We start from the raw sequence: 278 nt of genomic DNA, 5'->3' as shown, positions 1-278 counted from the left end.
AATGAAAACCAGGCATTTTATCTATGCGTTATCTCTGCTGGCTTGCGTAAGTTCCAGCGCACTGGCGAAGGATTTAAATCTTCCGGTTGTTAGTAAAGGTTTCCAACATGAATTCTGGCAAACCGTAAAAATGGGGACTGAAGCTGCGGCTAAAGAGTTGGGGGATAAAACCAGCTATGTTGGCCCGGCTGATGAAACGCAAATAGCCGAGCAAATTCAGTTAGTCGAAAATGCGATGGCGCAGAAACCGAATGGCTTGCTTCTGGCAGCCCTCGACG

The 278-nt window shown here is 47.5% G+C and carries 1 protein-coding gene; it reads left to right on the top strand.

Annotated elements, in window-relative coordinates; translation table 11 throughout:
- On the top strand, positions 1-278 hold a 278-nt coding region (locus tag SB822_RS56635; protein ID WP_410859044.1), incomplete at both ends, for a substrate-binding domain-containing protein.

The sequence above is a fragment of the Paraburkholderia sp. SIMBA_054 genome, assembly GCF_046534875.1.
Classification (GTDB): domain Bacteria; phylum Pseudomonadota; class Gammaproteobacteria; order Burkholderiales; family Burkholderiaceae; genus Paraburkholderia; species Paraburkholderia hospita.
Note: the sequence above shows the minus strand (reverse complement) of the source record. Positions and strands in the feature narration are given on the sequence as shown.